The sequence below is a fragment of the Streptomyces yongxingensis genome (assembly GCF_055597465.1).
The window spans coordinates 9,292,864-9,313,801 of the sequence record NZ_CM145717.1; the positions used below are offsets into that span (position 1 = coordinate 9,292,864).

General features: G+C 72.5%; 1 protein-coding gene. It reads right to left on the bottom strand.

Translation table 11 applies throughout. The features are described from left to right. Positions 1–53: 53 nt before the first annotated feature. Entirely contained in the window at positions 54–20,561 is a 20,508-nt protein-coding gene (locus ACZ6TD_RS39825; protein ID WP_471345986.1) for a type I polyketide synthase, read from the bottom strand. Positions 20,562–20,938: the final 377 nt, after the last annotated feature.

The following is a 20,938-nucleotide window of genomic DNA, read 5'->3' on the forward strand; positions in this document are numbered from 1 at the left end:
ACCTCGCCAAGAGCCTCGTGGGTGAAATCGGTGAGCGGAGACGAGAGGGGGAATCAGTCCACGCCGAACTCCTGGTCGATGAAGGCGAACACATCGTCGGCGCTCGCCGTGTCGAGCCGTTCGGTGACGGTTTCGCCATTCGCGCCGACCGCCTCGATCTCGGCGACCTTGGTGGTCATCCGCTGCAACCGCGAGGTGATCCGGGCGCGTTCGATCTTCTCCTTCGGCAGCGCCACCAGACTGGCCTCCAGCCGTTCCAGCTCGGCCAGCACCGAGTCCACCGACGAGGTGTCGGTCTGGCCGAGTTCGCTGCGGATACGACGGGCCAGCACACTGGGCCGCGGGTGGTCGAACACCATCGTGGCGGGCAGTCGCAGCCCCGTAGCGGCGTTGAGGCGGTTGCGCAGCTCCACCGCGGTCAGCGAGTCGAATCCGATCTCGCTGAACGGACGGTCCCCGGTGGCGTCGGCGCTCGCGTGTCCGAGCACGGCCGCGGCCTCCGCCTGCACCAGCTCGGTGAGCAGCCGCTCCTGGTCCTCGGGGCTCAGCCCGGCCAGCCGGGCGACCAGTTCCGGCTGTCCCGTGCCGTCCTCGGGTGCGTCCTCGGTCAGCAGGTCGATGACGTCGGGCAGTCCCCGCAGCAGTGGCCGGAACCGGGCCATGGTGTAGCCGGGGGCGAACCGCTCCCAGTCGATGTCGGCCACCACACCGTGGGCGGTGCCGCTGCCCACGGTGTGTGCCATCGCCAGCGCCGCCAGCCGCGGGTCCATGGTCATCAGACCCGTGCGGCGCCACTGCGCGCCCATCATCTCGTCGATCGTGCCGAGGCCGCCGCCCCAGGCGCCCCACGCCACCGACGTGGCCGCCAGCCCCCGGGCGCGGCGCCGCTGCGCCAGCCCGTCGAGGTAGGCGTTGCCGGCCGCGTAGGCGCTCTGGCCGCCGCTGCCCCAGGCCGCCGCACCGGACGAGAAGAGGACGAAGGCGTCCAACTCCCGTTCCCACAGCAAATCGTCGAGGTGTCGCGCCCCGGCGATCTTCGCCCGGCCGATGTCGGCGAACTCGGCGAGTGTCATCTTCGACAGCGGCTTCTCCGGCAGCGCCAGCCCAGCGGCGTGGACCACGGCCGACAGTGGCGCGCCGTCCGGGAGCTCCGCCAGTACGGCGGCGAGCTGCTCGCGGTCGGTCACATCACAGGCCGCGATGGTCACGGCCGCGCCCAGCGCGGTCAGCTCCTCTTCCAGCTCCGCCGCGCCCGGGGCCTGCGCACCCTGACGGCTGAGCAGCACCACGTGCCGGGCGCCGTGGCCCGCGGCCCAACGGGCTACGTACGAGCCGAGCCCGCCCGTGCCACCGGTGATCAGCACCGTGTCCCGTGGCTGCCACACCGGTGCCGATGCCACCGGTTCGCGCCGCATCCGCCGGGCGAACACCCCCGACGCGCGCACCGCGACCTGGTCCTCCGCGTCCACTCCGGCGAGGACCGCGCACAGCCGTGCGAGGGCCGTCCCGTCCGGTGTCTGCGGCAGATCCACGATCCCGCCCCAGGTGGACGGCTGATCCAGCCCCTGCACCACGCCCATTCCCCAGACCAGCGGCTGGAACTCGCTGGTCACCTCGGACGGCTCGCGCACGGCGACCGCGCCACGGGTCACGCACCACAGGGGAGCGGCGAGCCCGATCTCCTCCACGGCCTGCATCAGCGCCACCGTGGCCGCCACGCCCCGGGAGAGGGTGCCGGGTTCGCAGATCCGCTCGTCCCATGCCAGCAGGGACACCACTCCGGCGTACTCGTCATCGGAGTCGTGGGACATCCGCTCCCGCAGACGCGCGGTCAGCTCCGCCTGTTCCACGGTGTCCACCTCGACCACCACGGGGTCGGCGCCGTGCTCGGCCAGCGCGGCGACGAAGCCCGTCACCGCGGCGTCGCCCACCTGTGGTGAGGGGACGGCCACCAGCCACGTTCCCGGCAGTACCGGCGGCTCCCCGGTCGCCACCGGATCCCACGCGATGCGGTACGACCAGCCGTCGACGGTGGATTGGTCCTGGTTGCGCCGCCGCCACGACGTCAGGCCCGGCAGAACGGGCTCCAGCGCCTTCTCCTCGACGCCGAGCGAATCGGCGAGGGAGGACAGGTCGCCCCGCTCCACGGCGTCCCAGAACACACCGTCGGCCACCGCCTCCGGCACCTCGGAGGGCGTGAGCCAGTAGTGCTGGTGTTGGAAGGGGTAGGTGGGGAGGGGTGTGGGGTGGGGGTTGGTGGTGGTGTAGAGGGTGGTCCAGTTGGGGGTGTGGCCGTGGGTGGTGAGGTGGGCGAGGTGGGTGAGGAAGCGGGTGGGGGTGTCGTCGTCGCGGCGGAGGGTGCCGGTGACGGTGGTGTGGGGGGTGTTGTTTGCTTCGAGGGTTTCTTGGATGGCGGTGGTGAGGACGGGGTGGGGGCTGACTTCGATGAAGGTGTGGTAGCCGTTGTCGGCGAGAGTGCGGATGGTGTGCTCGAATCGCACGGTTTGGCGGAGGTTGCGGTACCAGTAGCCGTGGTCGAGGGTGTCGGGTTCGATCCATTGGCCGGTGACGGTGGAGAGCCAGGGGGTGGTGCCCGGCTCGGTGGCGACGTCGGCCAGGGTCTGGTGGAGTTCGTTCTTGATGGTGTCGACGTGTCCGGTGTGGGAGGCGTAGTCGACGGGGATGATGCGGGCCCTGGTGCCTTGGTCGGTGTAGTGGGCGTGGAGCTCGTGGAGGGCGTCGGTGTCGCCTGCGACGACCGTTGCCTGAGGGCTGTTGTGGGCGGCGATCCAGAGTCGGCCCTGCCACGGGGAGAGTGTTTCCTCGACCTCTGCTCGTGAGGTGAGGACGGACATCATGCCGCCGTGTCCGGCGAGGTGGTGGGCGATGGTCTGGCTGCGCAGGGCCACGATTTTGGCGGCGGTGGTGAGGGTGAGGTGCCCGGCGACGCAGGCGGCGGCGATTTCACCCTGGGAGTGGCCGATGACGGCGTCGGGGTGGATCCCCACGGACTGCCAGAGGGCGGCCAGAGAGACGACGACGGCGAAGGTGGCGGGCTGGACGACATCAACACGCTCGAGGCTCGGCGCGTCGGGTGCGCCGGTGATGACGTCGATCAGCGACCAGTCGGTGTACGGGGCCAGGGCCTCGGCACATTCGTGGAGGCGTTCGGCGAAGACCGGTGAGGTGTTGAGGAGTTGAGCTCCCATCCCTACCCACTGGGCCCCCTGACCGGGGAAGACGAAGACGGTCTTGCCCTCTGCCCCGGTCTGTCCGGTGATCAGGAGTGGGTCGGGCCGTCCCTCCGCCAGGGCGCGGGCGGTTGCCGTGCCGCCTTCCGTATCCGCGGCGAGGATGACCGCGCGGTGTTCCAGGGCCGCGCGGGTGGTGGCCAGTGACCAGCCCACATGGACCGGGTTGACGTCGCTCCCGGACTCCAGATGGCTGACCAGGCGCTCTGCCTGGGCGCGCAGCGCCGCAGGGCTCTTGGCGGACAGCATCCATGGCACCACCCCGCCGGTGGCCACCAGCCCAGGAGTGCCCGTGCCATCCGACTCCGCCTCAGCCTCGGCGACTTCCGGTGCCTGCTCCAAAATCACGTGCGCGTTCGTCCCACTGATACCGAAGGAGGAGATCCCGGCGCGACGCGGATGGCCTGTCTCCGGCCACGCCCGCGACTCGGACAGCAGCGAGACCGCACCCTGTGACCAGTCCACCTTGGTGGTGGGCTCCTCGGCGTGCAGGGACCGCGGAAGCGTGCCGTGCCGCATCGCCAGCACCATCTTGATCAGGCCCGCGATGCCCGCGGCGGCCTGGGTGTGGCCGATGTTGGACTTCAGCGATCCGAGCCACAGCGGTTCGTCCCCCGTGCGCCCCTGCCCGTAGGTGGCGAGGAGCGCCTGGGCCTCGATCGGGTCGCCGAGACTCGTACCGGTGCCATGGGCCTCGACCGCGTCCACATCGGCCGCCGACAGCCCGGCGTTCGCCAGTGCCTGCCGGATCACCCGCTGCTGCGAGGGCCCGTTCGGCGCGGTGAGGCCATTGCTCGCCCCGTCCTGGTTCACCGCCGTCCCGCGGATGACGGCCAGCACCTCGTGGCCGTTGCGGCGGGCGTCGGACAGCCGTTCCAGCAGCACCAGCCCAATACCCTCGCTGAAGGTGGTGCCGTCGGCGCCCTCGCTGAAGGACTTGCTGCGGCCGTCGGGGGCGAGCCCGCGCTGGCGGGAGAAGCTGATGAAACCGCTGGGCTTGGCGATCACCGTCACGCCACCGGCGAGCGCCATCGAGCACTCGCCCGCCCGCAGCGCCTGTACGGCAAGGTGCAGCGCCACCAGCGACGACGAGCACGCCGTGTCCACCGTCACCGCGGGGCCCTCCAAGCCCAGCAGATAGGCCACGCGACCGGAGGCCACACTCGTGGTGCTGCCGGTCATCAGGTACCCCTCCAACTCGGGCGGGGACGCCTCGGAGTGGCCGATGTACCCCTGGTCGATGACCCCGGCGAACACCCCGACGGCCTGTCCGCGCACGGACGTCGGGTCGATGCCCGCCCGCTCGAACAGCTCCCACGAGGTCTCGGCGAGCAGCCGCTGCTGCGGATCCATCGCCAGCGCCTCACGCGGTGAGATGCCGAAGAACTCGGCGTCGAAGTCGCCGGCGCCGCTGAGGAATCCGCCCTCGCGCACATACGACGTGCCCACGGCGTCCGGATCGAGGTCGAAGAGCGTCTCCAGGTCCCAGCCCCGGTCCGAGGGGAACGGGCCGATCGCGTCCCGGCCCTGGAACACCAGATCCCACAGCTCCTCCGGGTCGGTGACCTTGCCGGGCAGCCGGCAGTTCATCGACACGATGGCCACCGGGTCGTCCGCCGGGTCCACCGCCGCGGCCCGCACCACCGCCGACGTCGACGGCGAGGCCGTGTCCCCGGCCACCACGGACCGCAAATGCGTGGCCATCGCCTCCGGTGTCGCGTAGTCGAACACGACCGTCGCGGGCAGGCGCAGCCCGGTCGCGCCGGAGAGCCGGTTGCGCAGTTCCACCGCGATGAGCGAGTCCACCCCGATCTCGCTGAACGCACGCCGGGCGTCCACGGCGTCCTTCCCGGTGTGCCCGAGTACGGTCGCCGTGTGGTCCCGTACCAGGTCCAGCAGCAGCCGGTGCTGGTCGGCCTCGGACAGCGCCGCCAGCCGGGCCGTAAGACCTCCCTCGGCCGAGGGGCCCGCCGTGGACCGCAGGGTGCGCCGGGTCGGCCGGACGAGGCCGGTGAGCAGCGGCGACACATCACCCGGGGCGGGCTCGTCCCGCAGCGCGCCGGAATCCAGCTTCGCGGTGTCCAGCTTCGCCGGTACCACGAGGGACAACCCCAGGCCGAGGGCGCGGTCGAAGAGGCTCAGGGCGTGTTCGGTGCTCATCGGGCGGACGACACCGTGCTTGGCGCGATCCCGATTCGCCGTGACCAGCGCGGCGGACAGGTCGCTGGTCTCCGCCCACAGGCCCCAAGCCAGTGACAGCCCGGCCAGTCCCGCCGCGCGCCGCTGCTGCACGAAGGCGTCGAGGAAGGTGTTGGCGGCGGCGTAGTTGGCCTGGCCCGCGTTCCCGAGGATTCCGGCGGCGGAGGAGTACACGGCGAAGAGGGCCAGGTCGTGGTGGCGCGTGAGGTCGTGCAGATGGGTGACCGCGTCGACTTTGGGCCGGAAGACGGTGTCGATGCGGTCGGGGTCGAGGGTGGTGACGGTGCCGTCGGCGAGGGCGCCGGCGGTGTGCACGACGCCGGTGAGGGGGTGTGCGGCCGGGATGTCGGCGAGGAGCGTGGCGAGTTGGCCGCGGTCGGCGATGTCGCGGGCGGTGATCCGCACCCGCGCGCCGAGTGCGGTCAGCTCGTCGTGGAGGTCGGCCGCGCCGGGGGCGTTCGGCCCCTGGCGGCTTGCCAGGACCAGGTGGCGTACGCCGTGGTGGGTAACGAGGTGGCGGGCGATGGCGGAGCCGAGGGTGCCGGTGCCGCCGGTGACCAGGACGGTGCCCTCGGGGTCGAGGGCGCGGGGGAGGGTGAGTACGATCTTGCCGGTGTGGCGGCCCTGGCTCATCCAGCGGAACGCCTCGGGGGCGCGGGTGATGTCCCACGGCCGGGTGGGCAGCGGGGGGATCAGGCCCTGCTCGAACAGGTCCACCAGCTCGGCCAGCAGCTCCTGGACGCGGTCCGGCCCCGCGTCCGCGCCCAGGTCGAACGCGCGATATGTGCGATCCGGGTGTGCGGCGCTCACCTCGTCCGCGTCCCGGATGTCGGTGCGCCCCATCTCGATGAACCGGCCGCCGGGGCTGAGCAGTCCCAGGGAGGCGTCGATGTGTTCGCCGGTGAGGGAGTTGAGGACGAGGTCGGCGGTGGGGAAGGTCCGGGCGTAGGTGAGGTCGCGGCTGGAGGCGCGGCGTTCCTCGGGCACCCCGAGCTGCTCAAGGGTGTGGTGTTTGGCGGGGTGGGCGGTGGCGAGGACGGTGGCGCCGAAGTGGTGGGCGAGGTGTACGGCGGCCATGCCGACACCACCGGCGGCGGCGTGCACCAGCACCGTCTCGCCCGGCTGGACGTGGCCCAGGTCCCGCAGCGCGTAGAGCGCGGTGAGATAGGCGACCGGCACCCCGGCCGCCGCCGTGAACGACCAGTCGCGCGGCATCCGTACGACCGTCCGCCGGTCCGCCACCACCAGCGGCCCGAACGAACCGGGCAGCATGCCCATCACACGGTCGCCCACGGCCAGGTCCGCCACACCCGGGCCGACCTCGGTCACCACACCGGCGCCCTCCGTGCCGATCTCCGCCTCGTACATCCCGAGGGCGATGAGCACATCGCGGAAGTTCTGGCCGGCGGCGCGCACCGCGATCCGCACCTGGCCCGCCTCCAGCGGCGCCTCCGCCCGGGGGTGGGGCACCAGGGCGAGGTTCTCCAGCGTGCCGTGTTCGGTGACGTCCAGATGCCACGCGGCGGTCGCCGGTACCGCCAGTCCCGGGCGCGCCCGTACCAGGCGTGGCAGCCACGCGGTTCCGCCACGCAGCGCGAGCTGGGATTCCTCCGTGGCCAGCGCGGCGGGCAGGGCTTCGGCCGACTGGTCATCGGTGTCGATCACGCACACCCGGCCCGGGTGTTCGGCCTGCGCCGCGCGCACCAGGCCCCACACCGCGGCGGCGGCCGGGTCGGTGACCTCGGTGTCGTCATGCACCGCCATGCCGCCCTGAGTGAGCACCACCAGGCGGCTGTCGGCGAGTCCGTCGTCGCTGATCAGACGCTGTATCGCGGCCAGTGCCCGGCCGGTCAGCTCACGGGCGCGCTCCGGCAGTCCGCCGGCCTCCGCGCCGTACGCCCGGGTGTCGGCCACGACCACCGGCGGCCACGCGCCGCCGTCGCGTACGGCGTCCAGGTCCGACCACGACACCTCGTGCCGGGCAAGGGGATGCTCGGTCCACTCCACGGTGAACTGCGTGTCCGCGCTGGACGAGGGCGATGTGCTGCGGAGCTGCTCGGCGGAGGTCTCCCTCAGCACCAGCGACCCGACGGTCACCACGGGCACGCCGTGCGGATCGGTCGCGTGCAGTGACAGGTTGTCCGGCCCGGTGGAGGTCACCCGCACCCGCAGGGCGGTGGCGCCGCCGGCGTGCAACCGCACGCCGTTCCACGAGAACGGCAGATACGTCGCGCCACCGGGCGCGTTGCCTGGGCAGAAGTTGCTCGCGTGCAGCGCCGCGTCCAGCAGCGCCGGATGGATACCGAAGCGGCCCGCGAGCTCGTGCTGCTCCTCGCCGAGGGTGACCTCGGCGAACACCTCACCGTCGCGGGTCCACGCGGCGGTGAGCCCGCGGAACACCGGCCCGTACTCATAACCCGCCTCGGCCAGGCGGTCGTAGAAGCCCTCCAGGGCAACGGGCTCCGCCCCGGCGGGCGGCCACTGCCGCTCCGCCTCGACGGGAGCGGCCACCTGCGCGGACAGCACGCCCGAGGCGTGCTCGACCCAGGGCTCGGACTCGTCGCCGCGTGAGTAGACACGCACCGCACGGCGCTCGTCGTCCTCGGCCGCGCCGACCAGGACCTGCACCTGAAGCGCGCCGTCCTCGGGCAGGAGCATGGGCTGGCCGAGGACCAGCTCCTCCAGCACCGGAGTGCCGGTCTCGTCCCCGGCACGTACGGCCAGCTCCACGATCGCCGTACCCGGCACCAGGGCGACGCCCGACAGCATGTGGTCGGCCAGCCAGGACTGCGCCGACGGCGCAAGCCGCCCGGTGAGCAGTACGCCTCCGGTGTCCGGCACGCTGACCACGGCCCCCAGGAGCGGGTGCGCCGCTTCGCGCAGGCCGACGGAGCCGACATCTCCGGGGTGGCCGGTGGCGGCCAGCCAGTAGTGCTGGTGCTGGAAGGGGTAGGTGGGCAGGGGGACTCGGGAGGGCGCGGTTCCGGCGTAGGCGGTGGCCCAGTTCACCGGTATTCCGTTGGTGGAGAGTTCGGCGAGGTGGGTGAGGAAGCGGGTGGGGGTGTCGTCGTCGCGTCGGAGGGTGCCGGTGATGGTGGTGGGGGTGTCGGGGTGGGTTTCGGTGGTGTCTTGGATGGCGGTGGTCAGGACGGGGTGGGTGCTGACTTCGATGAAGGTTCGGTAGCCCTGGTTGAGGAGGGCTTGGGTGGCTTGGTGGAAGCGGACGGTGTCGCGGAGGTTGCGGTACCAGTAGTGGGGGGTGATGTGGGTGGGGTTGGTCCAGTCGGCGTCGACGGTGGACATCCAGGCGACTTCGCCGGGTGTGGCGGTGACGTCGTCAAGCAGTTGGTGGAGCTGGTCTTTGATGGTGTCGACGTGTCCGGAGTGTCCGGCGAAGTCGACGCCGGGGAGTTGCCATCGGTAGATTTTGGCTTTGGAGAGGGTTTTGCCGAATTCGTTGAGGGCGTCGGGGTCTCCGGATATGGAGAGGGAGGCGGGGCCGTTGACGGCGGCGATCCACAGGCGTCCTTGCCAGGGGGTGAGGGCTTCCTGGGCCCATTCTTGGGTGGTGAGGACGGACATCATGGCGCCGTGTCCGGTGAGGTGGTGGGCGATGGTTTGGCTGCGGAGGGTGACGATTTTGGCGGCGGTGGGGAGGGTGAGGTGTCCGGCGACGTGGGCGGCGGCGATTTCGCCTTGGGAGTGGCCGATGACGGCGTCGGGGTGGATGCCGTTGGCCTGCCAGAGTGCGGCGAGGGAGACCATGATGGCGAAGGTGGTGGGCTGGAGGACGTCGACGCGGTCCAGTGAGGGGGCGTTGGGTGCGCCGGTGATGACGTCGATGAGGTTCCAGTCCGTGTAGGGGGCGAGGGCCTCGGCACACTCGTGGAGGCGGGCGGCGAAAACAGGGGAGGTGTCGAGGAGCTGGGCTCCCATCCCCGTCCACTGGGCGCCCTGGCCGGGGAACACGAAGACCGTCTTGCCGTGGGTGGTGGCGTGGCCGGTGGTGAGGCGGGGGTGGGGTTGTCCGGTCGCGAGGGCGGTGAGGGCGGCCGTGGCCTCACCGCCCTCGGTGTCGGTCATGATGACGGCGCGGTGGTCGTGGAGGGTGCGGGTGGTGGCCAGGGACCAGCCGATGTCCACCGGGTGTGCGTCCACGCCGGATTCCAGGTGGTCCAGCAGGCGTTGGGCCTGAGCCCGTAGGGCTGTGGGGGTCCTGGCGGACAGGACCCAGGGCACGGTCCCGCCGGTCGCCACGAGTCCGGGGGCGTCCGTACCGTCGTCCGGCTTCGGCGCGGCTCCGGGTTCCGGTTCGGGTGCCTGCTCCAGGATGAGGTGGGCGTTGGTGCCGCTGATACCGAAGGAGGAGATCCCGGCTCGGCGGGGGCGTCCGGTCTCCGGCCAGGGCCGGGCCTCGGTCAGCAGGGACACCGCGCCCTGGGACCAATCCACTTCGGGCGTCGGCTCATTGGCGTGCAGGGAGCGCGGCAGCGTGCCGTGCCGCATGGCCAGCACCATCTTGATGACGCTGGACACGCCTGCCGCGGCCAGCGTGTGTCCGGTGTTGGACTTCAGCGACCCGAGCCACACCGGCTCGTCCCCCGGGCGGTCCTGCCCGTAGGTGGCCAGAAGCGCCTGGGCCTCGATGGGGTCGCCGAGGGCGGTGCCGGTGCCGTGGGCTTCGACCGCGTCGATGTCGGCGCCCGACAGCCCCGCGTTCGCCAGCGCCTGCCGGATCACCCGCTGCTGCGAGGGCCCGTTCGGCGCGGTGAGGCCATTGCTCGCCCCGTCCTGGTTGACCGCCGTCCCGCGGATGACGGCCAGCACCTCGTGGCCGTTGCGGCGGGCGTCGGACAGCCGTTCCAGCAGCAGCACGCCGACGCCCTCACTGAAGGCCGTGCCGTCCGCACCCGCGCCGAACGCCTTGCACAGGCCGTCCGGCGCCAGACCGCGCTGGCGCGAGAATTCCACGAACGCCGAGGCCCGCCCCATCACCGTGGCACCCCCGGTCAGCGCCATCGAGCACTCGCCCTGCCGCAGCGCCTGTACGGCCCAGTGCATGGCCACCAGCGAGGAGGAGCACGCCGTGTCCACCGTGACCGCCGGGCCCTCCAGGCCCAGCACATACGCCACCCGGCCGGAGGCGACACTCGTCGCCGAGCCGGTGAGCAGGTAGCCCTCCAGGTCCTCGGGGGCGGGCCCGCTGCGCACGCCGTAGTCCTGGTTGATGACACCGGCGAACACGCCGATGTCCTGGCCTCCCACCGCCGTCGGGTCCATGCCCGCCCGCTCGAACGCCTCCCAGCAGGCTTCCAGGAACAGCCGTTGCTGCGGATCCATCGCCAGCGCCTCACGTGGTGAGATGCCGAAGAAGTCCGCGTCGAAACCGGCCGCGTCCTCGAGGAACCCGCCGCGCAGCACATAGGAGGTGCCACTGCGGTCCGGGTCCGCGTCGAACAGCGCCTCCAGGTCCCAGCCCCGGTCGCGGGGGAAGTCGGTGATGCCGTCGCGCTCTCCGAGCAGCAGGTCCCACAGCCCGTCCGGGTCGGTCACCCCGCCCGGCAGTCGGCAACTCATCGCCACCACGGCGATCGGCTCGTCCGCGGCGGTGCGCGCGGTCACCGGGGCCGCCGCGGCGGGCGCCGGACCGCCGCCCAGCTCGGTGTGGAGCAGCTCGGCGAGGAGGGCAGGGGTCGGGTGGTCGAAGAGCAACGTGGCGGGCAGACGCAGTCCGGTCGCCGAGTTGAGCCGGTTGCGCAGCTCGACCGCCGTCAGCGAGTCGAAGCCCATCTCCTTGAACGCCACCGTCGGCTCGATCGCCTCCGGACCGGTGTGGCCGAGGACCACCGCGGCCTCCGCCCGTACCAGGTTGAGCAGGAACTCCTGCTGCCCGGCGGGGGACAGCCCGGCCAGCTGCCCCGACAGACCACCGGCCGCGGGGGCCGCGGCCACGGTACGCGCGGTGCGCCGCACCGGCCGTGCCAGCCCGCGCAGCAGCGGGGACACCTCGGCGTCCGGCGCGCGGAGGGCGGCGAGGTCGATCTTCGCGGCCACGAGCGCGGGCAGTCCGGACCGCAGCCCGGTGTCGAACACCCGCAGCGCCTCGGCGTTGTCCATGCCCAGCACCCCCGCGCGCCGGGTGCGGCGTACGTCGGTGGCGTCCATCGTCGCCGTGAGCGTGCTGGTGTCGCTCCACAGCCCCCACGCCAGAGAGGTGGCGGGCTGGTGGTGGGCATGCCGCCACTGGGAGAAGGCGTCGAGGAAGGCGTTGGCCGCGGCGTAGTTGGCCTGACCCGCGTTGCCGAGCGTTCCGGCGGCGGAGGAGTAGATGACGAACGCCCCCAGGTCGTGGTCCCGGGTGAGGTCGTGGAGGTGGGAGATGGCGTCGACTTTGGGGCGGAAGACGGTGTCGAGGCGGTCGGGGGTGAGTGCGGTGAGGACGCCGTCGTCCAGGGTTCCCGCGGTGTGGACCACGACGGTGAGGGGATGGCCGGCCTCGACGCCGGCGAGGACGGTGGCGAGTTGGTCGCGGTCGGCGGTGTCGCAGGCGGCGATGTCGACGTGTGCGCCGAGTTCGGTGAGTTCGGTGGTGAGGTCCGTGGCGCCGGGGGCGTCGGGGCCCTGGCGGCTGAGCAGGAGCAGATGGCGTGCACCGTGGTGGGTGACGAGGTGGCGGGCGATGGTGGCGCCGAGGGTTCCGGTGCCACCGGTGACCAGGACGGTGCCGTCGGGGTCCAGGGCGCGGGGGATGGTGAGCACGATCTTGCCGGTGTGACGGCCCTGACTCATCCACCGGAACGCCTCGGGCGCACGGGTGATGTCCCAGTGCCGTACCGGCAGCGGCTGGATCGCACCCCGTCGGAACAGCTCCACCAGCTCCGCGAGCAACTCCCGGATGCGGTCCGGCCCCGCGTCGCCTCCCAGGTCGAACGCCTGGTAGCCCACGCCGGGATGTGCTTCGGCGATGGTGGCGGGATCGCGGATGTCGTTCTTGCCCATCTCCACGAACCGGCCACCGGTGCCGAGCAGCCCCAGCGAGGCGTCCACAAACTCGCCCGTGAGGGAGTTCAGCACCACGTCCAGCGCGGGAAACGCCGAGGCGAAGCCGAGGTCGCGGCTGGACGCCAGACGCTCCTCCGGCACTCCCAGCGCGGTCAGCACATGGTGCTTCGACGGATGGGCGGTGGCGTACACGGTGGCGCCGAAGTGCCGCGCCAGCTGGACGGCGGCCATGCCCACCCCGCCTGCGGCGGCATGCACCAGCACCGTCTCACCCCGATGGATGTCGCCCAGGTCCCGCAGCCCGTACAGCGCCGTCAGATAGGCCACCGGCACTCCGGCGGCCGTGGTGTACGACCAGCCCTCGGGGATCGGCGCCACGGTTCGCGCGTCCGCGGTGGCCAGCGGGCCGAACGAGCGGGGGAACAGGCCCATCACCCGGTCGCCCACGGCCAGGCCCTCGACACCCGGGCCGACCTCCGTCACCACACCGGCACCCTCGCCGCCCAGGCCCTCCTGACCCGCCACGCCGCCGAGCGCGACGAGCACGTCCCGGAAGTTCTGGCCGGCGGCGCGGACCTCGATCCGGACCTGACCGGTGGCCAGGGGCGCGGTGGCCTCGGGGTCCGGCCGCAGCACCAGGTTCTCCAGGCTGCCCTGCTCCGAGACGTCCAGGTACCAGTGCTCGTGCTCGGGTACGGCGAGACCCTGCGGCGACCGCACCAGACGTGGCACCCACAGCAGCCCACGGCGCAGCGCCAACTGCGGTTCGCCGGACGCCACCGCGGCGGGCAGGGCCTCCCGCGATGCGTCGTCGGCGTCCACCAGGGTGATACGGCCGGGGTGTTCGGACTGGGCGGAGCGGACCAGGCCCCAGATCGCGGCGGTGGCCGGATCGGTGACCTCGGCGGTGTCGTGCACGGACACCGCGCCACGGGTGAGCAACACCAGCCGGACATCCGCGAGTTCGGGCTGGTCGACCCACCGCCGCACCAGGTCCAGCGCGTGGGTGGCCAGGTCCCGGGCGCGCGCTGGCAGGCCGGTGCCCTCGGTGGCCCAGGCCGTGGTGTCGACGACCACGGCCTCGGACCGGTCCTCGCCCGCGATGCGCGCGACGAGCGCGTCCACGTCGGTGTGGGCGTCGCCGTGGGCGTCGTCGAGGGTGGTCCAGGAGACCTCGGCCCCGGCGGTGGCCGGGTGCTCGGTCCAGTCCAGCCTGAACAGCGAGTCAGCGGAACGATCGGCGCCGCTGGAGGCGGAGGCGAGCTGTTCGGGACTGATCGCCCGGAGCACCAGGGAGTCCACCGAGGCGACGGGGGCGCCGGTGGCGTCGAACAGGCTGATGGTGAACGAGTCGGTGCCGGTGGCGCGGGCGCGCACACGGACGGCGGTGGCTCCCGCCGCCAGCAGCCGTACGTCGTTCCATACGAAGGGGAGTGGCGTCTGGCCCGGGGCCGGGGGCACACAGAAGTTGCTCGCGTGCAGTGCGGCGTCCAGCAGCGCCGGGTGGATGCCGAACCGGCCGGCCACCTCCGACTGCTCCTCCGGCAGCGTGGCCTCCGCGAACACCTCGCCGTCGCGCTTCCACACCGCCTTCAGGCCGCGGAACGCGGGCCCGTACTCGTACCCGGCCTGGGCGAGGTTGTCGTAGAAGTCGTCCAGAGCGACCGGCTCGACACCGGGCGGCGGCCACTCGGCCGTGCCGTCCTCCGTGCCGTCCCGCATGCCGTCCCCGGCCGAGCCGTCAGGCTGTGGGGCGAGTGTGCCCGAGGCGTGCTCCAGCCATTCCTGGGCCGCGTCGGCGCGGGAGTAGATCCGCACGCCCCGGCGCCCGCCCTCCTCGCCGCCGACCAGTACCTGGACCTGCAGCGGGCCGTCTTCGGGCAGTGTCATCGGCTGACCGATGACCAGCTCTTCCAGAGTGGGGGTGTCGGTCTCGTCTCCGGCGCGGATGGCGAGTTCGGCCATCGCGGTGCCGGGCAGCAGCACCGTTCCGGACACCGCGTGGTCGGCCAGCCACGGGTGGGTGGCCAGTGACAGCTGCCCGGTGAGCATCACACCGCCGGTGTCGGGCACGCTCACCACGGCCCCGGCCAACGGGTGGCCGGTGTCCTCCAGTCCCACGGCACGGACGTCGCCCGCACTGCTGCCTCGGGGGAGCCAGTAGTGCTGGTGTTGGAAGGGGTAGGTGGGGAGGGGTGTGGGGTGGGGGTTGGTGGTGGTGTAGAGGGTGGTCCAGTTGGGGGTGTGGCCGTGGGTGGTGAGGTGGGCGAGGTGGGTGAGGAAGCGGGTGGGGGTGTCGTCGTCGCGGCGGAGGGTGCCGGTGACGGTGGTGTGGGGGGTGTTGGTGGTTTCGAGGGTTTCTTGGATGGCGGTGGTGAGGACGGGGTGGGGGCTGACTTCGATGAAGGTGTGGTAGCCGTTGTCGGCGAGGGTGCGGATGGTGTGCTCGAATTGCACGGTTTGGCGGAGGTTGCGGTACCAGTAGCCGTGGTCGAGGGTGTCGGGTTCGATCCACTGGCCGGTGACGGTGGAGAGCCAGGGGGTGGTGCCGGGTTGGGTGGTGACGTCCGCGAGTACCTCGTGTAGCTGGTCTTTGATGGTGTCGACGTGTCCGGTGTGGGAGGCGTAGTCGACGGGGATGATGCGGGCCCTGGTGCCTTGGTCGGTGTAGTGGGTGTGGAGTTGGTGGAGGGCGTCGGTGTCGCCTGCGATGACGGTGGCGTTGGGGCCGTTGTGGGCGGCGATCCAGAGTTTGCCGTGCCAGGGGGTGAGGTCGATGGTGTCGGCGGGGGCGGCGAGGGACATCATGCCGCCGTGTCCGGCGAGGTGGTGGGCGATGGTCTGGCTGCGCAGGGTGACGATTTTGGCGGCGGTGGCGAGGGTGAGGTGCCCGGCGACGCAGGCGGCGGCGATTTCGCCTTGGGAGTGGCCGATGACGGCGTCGGGGTGGATGCCCACGGATTGCCAGAGGGCGGCGAGGGAGACGACGACGGCGAAGGTGGCGGGCTGGACGACATCGACACGCTCGAGCGAGGGCGCGTCGGGTGCGCCGGTGATGACGTCGATCAGCGACCAGTCGGTGTACGGGGCCAGGGCCTCAGCACATTCCTGCAGCCGGGCGGCGAAGACCGGAGAAGTCTGGAGGAGCTGTGCCCCCATCCCTACCCACTGGGCCCCCTGACCGGGGAAGACGAAGACGGTCTTGCCCTCTGCCCCGGTGTGTCCGGTGATCAGGAGTGGGTCGGGCCGTCCCTCCGCCAGGGCGCGGGCGGTTGCCGTGCCGCTTTCTGTGTTCGTGGCGAGGATGACCGCGCGGTGTTCCAGGGCGGCGCGGGTGGTGGCCAGTGACCAGCCCACGTCCACCGCACGCGGAGCGTCCCCCGCTTCCAGGTGGCTGACCAGGCGCTCTGCCTGCGCCCGTAGCGCTGCCGGGGTCTTGGCGGACAGCATCCATGGCACCACCCCGCCGGTGGCCACCAGCCCAGGCGTACTCGCCTCGTCCGTGTCCGCCTCAGCCACGGTGACTTCCGGTGCCTGCTCCAGGATCACGTGTGCGTTCGTCCCGCTGACGCCGAAGGAGGAGATCCCGGCGCGGCGCGGGCGGCCCGTCTCCGGCCACGTCCGGGCCTCGGACAGCAGCGAGACCGCACCCGAAGACCAATCCACCTTGCTGGTGGGCTCGTCGGCGTGGAGTGTCTTCGGCAGCGTGTTGTGCCGCATCGCCAGCACCATCTTGATCACACCGGCCACGCCCGCCGCCGCCTGCGCATGTCCGATGTTGGACTTCAACGAACCCAGCCACAGCGGCTCTTCGGCCGGACGTTCCTGCCCGTACGTGGCCAGGAGGGCCTGGGCCTCGATCGGGTCGCCGAGACTGGTGCCGGTGCCGTGGGCCTCGACCGCGTCCACATCGGCCACCGTCAGACCGGCGTTCGCCAGCGCCTGCCGGATCACCCGTTCCTGGGAGGGGCCGTTGGGCGCGGTGAGGCCGTTGCTGGCCCCGTCCTGGTTGACGGCGGTGCCACGTACGACGGCCAGCACCTGATGCCCATTGCGGCGGGCGTCCGACAGCCGCTCCAGCAGCACCAGACCAACACCCTCGGACCAGTTGGTGCCATCGGCACCCTCCGCGAAGGACTTGCAGCGGCCGTCGGGGGCGAGGCCGCGCTGGCGGGAGAACTCGATGAACGACGTCGGCCTGCTCATCACCGCGACACCCCCGGCCAGCGCCAACGAGCATTCGCCCGTGCGCACCGCCTGAACCGCCAGGTGAAGCGCCACCAGCGAGGACGAGCAGGCCGTGTCCACGGTCACCGCGGGCCCGGTCAGACCGAGCGCGTAGGCCACGCGTCCGGAGACGACGCTCCCGGCGCTGCCCACGCCGAGATGGCCCTCCAGACCCTCCGCCGCGCTCCCGGCGTCGGCCCCGTAGTCGTGGTACATCACCCCGCTGAACACGCCGACGTCGGTGCCGTGCAGCGACGTCGGGTCGATTCCCGCGTTTTCGAAGGTCTCCCACGCCGTCTCCAGCAGCAGCCGCTGCTGCGGGTCCATGGCCAGCGCCTCACGGGGCGAGATGCCGAAGAAGGCGGCGTCGAAACCGCCCGCGTCGCTGAGGAAACCGCCCTCGCGCACATAGGACGTGCCCACCGCGTCCGGATCGGAGTCGAACAGCCCGGCCAGGTCCCAGCCCCGGTCGTCCGGGAACCCGGCGATCGCGTCCCGGCCGTCGGCCACCAGCCGCCACAGATCCTCGGGCGTCCTGACCTCGCCCGGGAGGTGGCAGCCCATCGCGACGATCGCCACCGGCTCGTCGGACACCCCGCGCGCCCGCACCGGCGCCTGCTCGCTCCGCCTCCCGGTGACCTCCCGTACCAGATGGCTTGCCAGCGCGGCGGGGGTCGGATGGTCGAAGACCACCGTGGCGGCGAGGCGCGCCCCGGTGGCCGCGTTCAGCCGGTTCCTCAGCGCGACGGCGGTCAATGAGGTGAAGCCGAACGCGCTGAACGCTTGCTCCGCCTCGACCGCGTCGGCCGAGGCCAACCCCAGCGTCGCCGCGGCGTGTTCGCGCACCAGCGCCAGCGCCGTGCGCTGTCGGCCGGACTCGCTCTCGGCTTCCAGCCGCCGCCGGAACTCCGCGGTGGCGGAGTCGTCCGAGGCCGGTACGCCGGACGGCGCGTCCACCAGGTGGCGCAGCACCGCGGGCACCGGCTCGCCGCCCGGCAGCCCCGTGGTGCTCGGCCTGAGCAGCACCAGCGGGCCCTGGTCGGCGGTCAGCGCCGCGTCGAAGAGGGCCAGCGCCTCGGGCAGAGGCACGGCACCGGCCACCGGCGCCGTACCGGGCTCGCCCGGCAGCGGGCCCCATGCCAGGGCCAGCCCGCCCAGGCCCAGCGCCCGGCGCCGCCGCACCAGGGCCTCGCCGAACTGATCGGCGGCCGCCCGCTCCGGGCGGCCCGGCGAGCCCAGCACCCCCGCGGCGGAGGTGACGACGACGAACAGCGCCGGGTCGGCCCGCCGGGCCCGCTCCTCCAGGTGCGTCATGCCGCGCAGCGACGCGTCGAGCGACCGATCCGGGCCCGGCTCTTCGATGTGCACCACGGCGGTCACCGGCCGGTCCTGGGCGTCCAGCACCGAGTCCAGCACCGCGTCCAGCGCCGTCCGGTCGGCCGGGTCGCACACGGCCATCGAGACCTCTGCCCCGTCCCGCCCCAACTCGGTGCGCAACGCGGCCGCCGCCTCCTCCGGCAGGCCGTTCGTGCTGAGCAGCAGCAGGTGGCGGGCGCCGTACGCGGTCACCAGGTGGCGGGCCAGCGCGGTGCCGCGGGCGGTGTCGCCACCGGTGATCACGACCAGTCCGTCCGGGTCCAGGGCCGGGGCGGGGTCCGGCTCCGGGGGGACCGAGATCCGGGTCAGGCGCGGCACCAGCAGTACGCCGGTACGGATCGCCGCCTGGTCGTGTCCGTCCTCGACGGCGCGCCGCAGCGCGGCCTCCCGGCCGTCCTCCCTGCCCCCGTCCGCGGACGTGTCCCTGCCCCCGTCCGCGGACGTGTCCCTGCCCCCGTCCGCGGACACGTCCCCGTCCCCGGACACGTCCATGTCCGCGTCCCCGGACACGTCCACCAGCGTCAGACGGCCGGGGTACGCGGCCTGCAGCGACCGCACCACACCCCACAGCGCCGCCGCCAGGGGCTCCGGTGCGGCGTCCTCGGCGCCGGTGGCCGTCGCGCCCGCCGTGACCACCACGAACCTCGTCCCGGCCAGCCGGTCGTCGGCCAGCCACGCGCCCAGCCGGGCCGACAACTCGCCGGTCGGATCCTGCCCCTCGTCGGGCGTGTCCCGCACCGCGGGCGCCACCACGACCACATCCGGGCTCGGGCCGCCGTCCGCCACAACAGCGCTGTCCACCACCCGTACGTCCACCCCAACGCCCCGCAGTCCCTCCGCGAGGCCGAGCGCGTCGGCGTCCACCAGCGCCCAAGTGCCGTTCCCCGCCGGGGCGTCCGGCAGCGCCGCCTGCGGAACCCAGTCCAGCCGTAGCAGCGAGTCGTACTGGCCGTCCCCGGCGGCCCGCAGCCGTGCGGGCAGCTCCAGCAGCACATGCCGGGTGATCTTCCCCGAGGCGGTGCGCGGCACCCGCGCGATCTCGTAGATCTCCTCCGGGACCTTGAAGTACGACAGCCGCTCGCGGCACATGGCCAGCAGCGCCGACGGGTCGAAGCCGTCCGGGCCGGGCACCACGAAGGCCACCGGCACCTCGCCGAGCACCGCGTGCGGCTTGCCCACCACGGCCACGTCCGCCACACCGGGCACGGTGCGCAGCACGGCCTCGACCTCGCCCGGGTGGATGTTCTCCCCGGCGCGGATGATGAGTTCCTTGATCCGGCCCGTCACCGTGCAGAACCCGGCCTTGTCGCGGCGGCCGAGGTCCCCGGTGCGGTACCAGCCGTCGCGCAGCGCCGCGGCCGTCGCCTCCGGCTGGTTGTGGTACCCGGCCATGATGTTCGGCCCGGACACCCAGAACTCGCCCTCCTGCCCGGCCGGAACGTCCACACCCGTGTCCGGGTCCACCAGCCGCACCGTCAGCCCCGGTACCGGCAGCCCGCACGAGCCCTCGACCCGCTGGCCGGTGGGCCAGTTCACCGCGATCGCGCCACATGTCTCGGTGCTGCCGTACGCGTCGACGAGCGGTACCCCGAAGGTGGACTCGAACGACCTGACCAGGTCCGCCGTGGCCACCGCTCCGCCCACGAGGGCGATGCGCAGCTGGGGTGCGGCGAAGTCACGCTCCCGCGCCGCCTCGATCAGGTGGTGGTAGAGCGTCGGCACTCCGGCGACGAAGGTCGACCGGTCCTCGCGCAGCGCCTCCAGCACATCGGCCGTCGACACCCCGTCCACGATCCGGGTGCTGGCCCCGACGGCGGTCGCCGCCAGCAGACATACGATGTGCGAAAGGCTGTGGAAGAGGGGCAGCGGCCACAGCACGCGGTCCTCGGCGGTCAGCCCCGTCACGGGTACGTAGCAGGCGGCCAGCGACCACAGGCAGTTCCGCTGCGTGGACAGGACGCCCTTCGGCAGGCCGGTGGTGCCCGAGGTGTAGAGCATCCACGCGATCTCGTCCAGGCCCAGGTCGTCGCGGGCCGCCAGCTCCGGCTCCGTGTCCGGCAGCGGCTCGAACGCGACGAAACCCTTCGGCAGCGGGCCGTCACCGCTGACCACCACCCTCAGCTCCGGGAACTGCTCCCGCAGCCGGTCGAACTGGTCCGCGTGGGCGATGTCGGTGAGCACCAGCCGGGCGCCGCTGTCGGCGAGCAGATACGAGAGCTCCGCATCGGTCGAGCGCGGGTTGACCGGCACCGCGATGGCGTTCGCGCGCAGAACGCCGAAGTAGCTCTCCAGCATCTCGACGCGGTTGCCCAGGCAGATCATCGCGCGGTCGCCGGGGTGCAGCCGCAGCCCGGCGAGATGACCGGCCAGCCGCCGGGTACGGCGCTCGAGTTCGGCATGGCTGACCGTACGGTGGCCGTCGGAACAGGCCGGCTTGTCACCGAAGCGATCCGCGTTGGCCTGGAGCAGTTCCGGCACCGGCCGGATCAGGTCAGTCCGTAGCATGCCGCCACACCTCTCGGTTCGAAGCAGGGCGCGCGGGAGGAGCGACCGGCCCGCGCGGGATCGCCCCGTGCGCGGGACAGCCGCGCTCCGGTTGCGCGGCCTGAGGGAAAGAAGGCCCGGGAGAGAAAGCTCGAACGAGCTCGAAGAAGCTCGCCGCTGTTGTTGAAATTCTTGTTCCGGCAGCGAGCGGGCCGTCCCCTAAACATCCCCCTCATTCCCCCTGACCACGGTGGCGGCAGCGGCGGTCAGGAGGAATGGCGCTGTGGGGCGTACGCCGGTCGACGCGGCGGGGCTGGGATCATGGGCGCCACCGGCCGTGTGCCACGCTGGACGCCGCCGAGGATGTCGGGGCGGCGCCCGCGAGGGGACTCTACAAA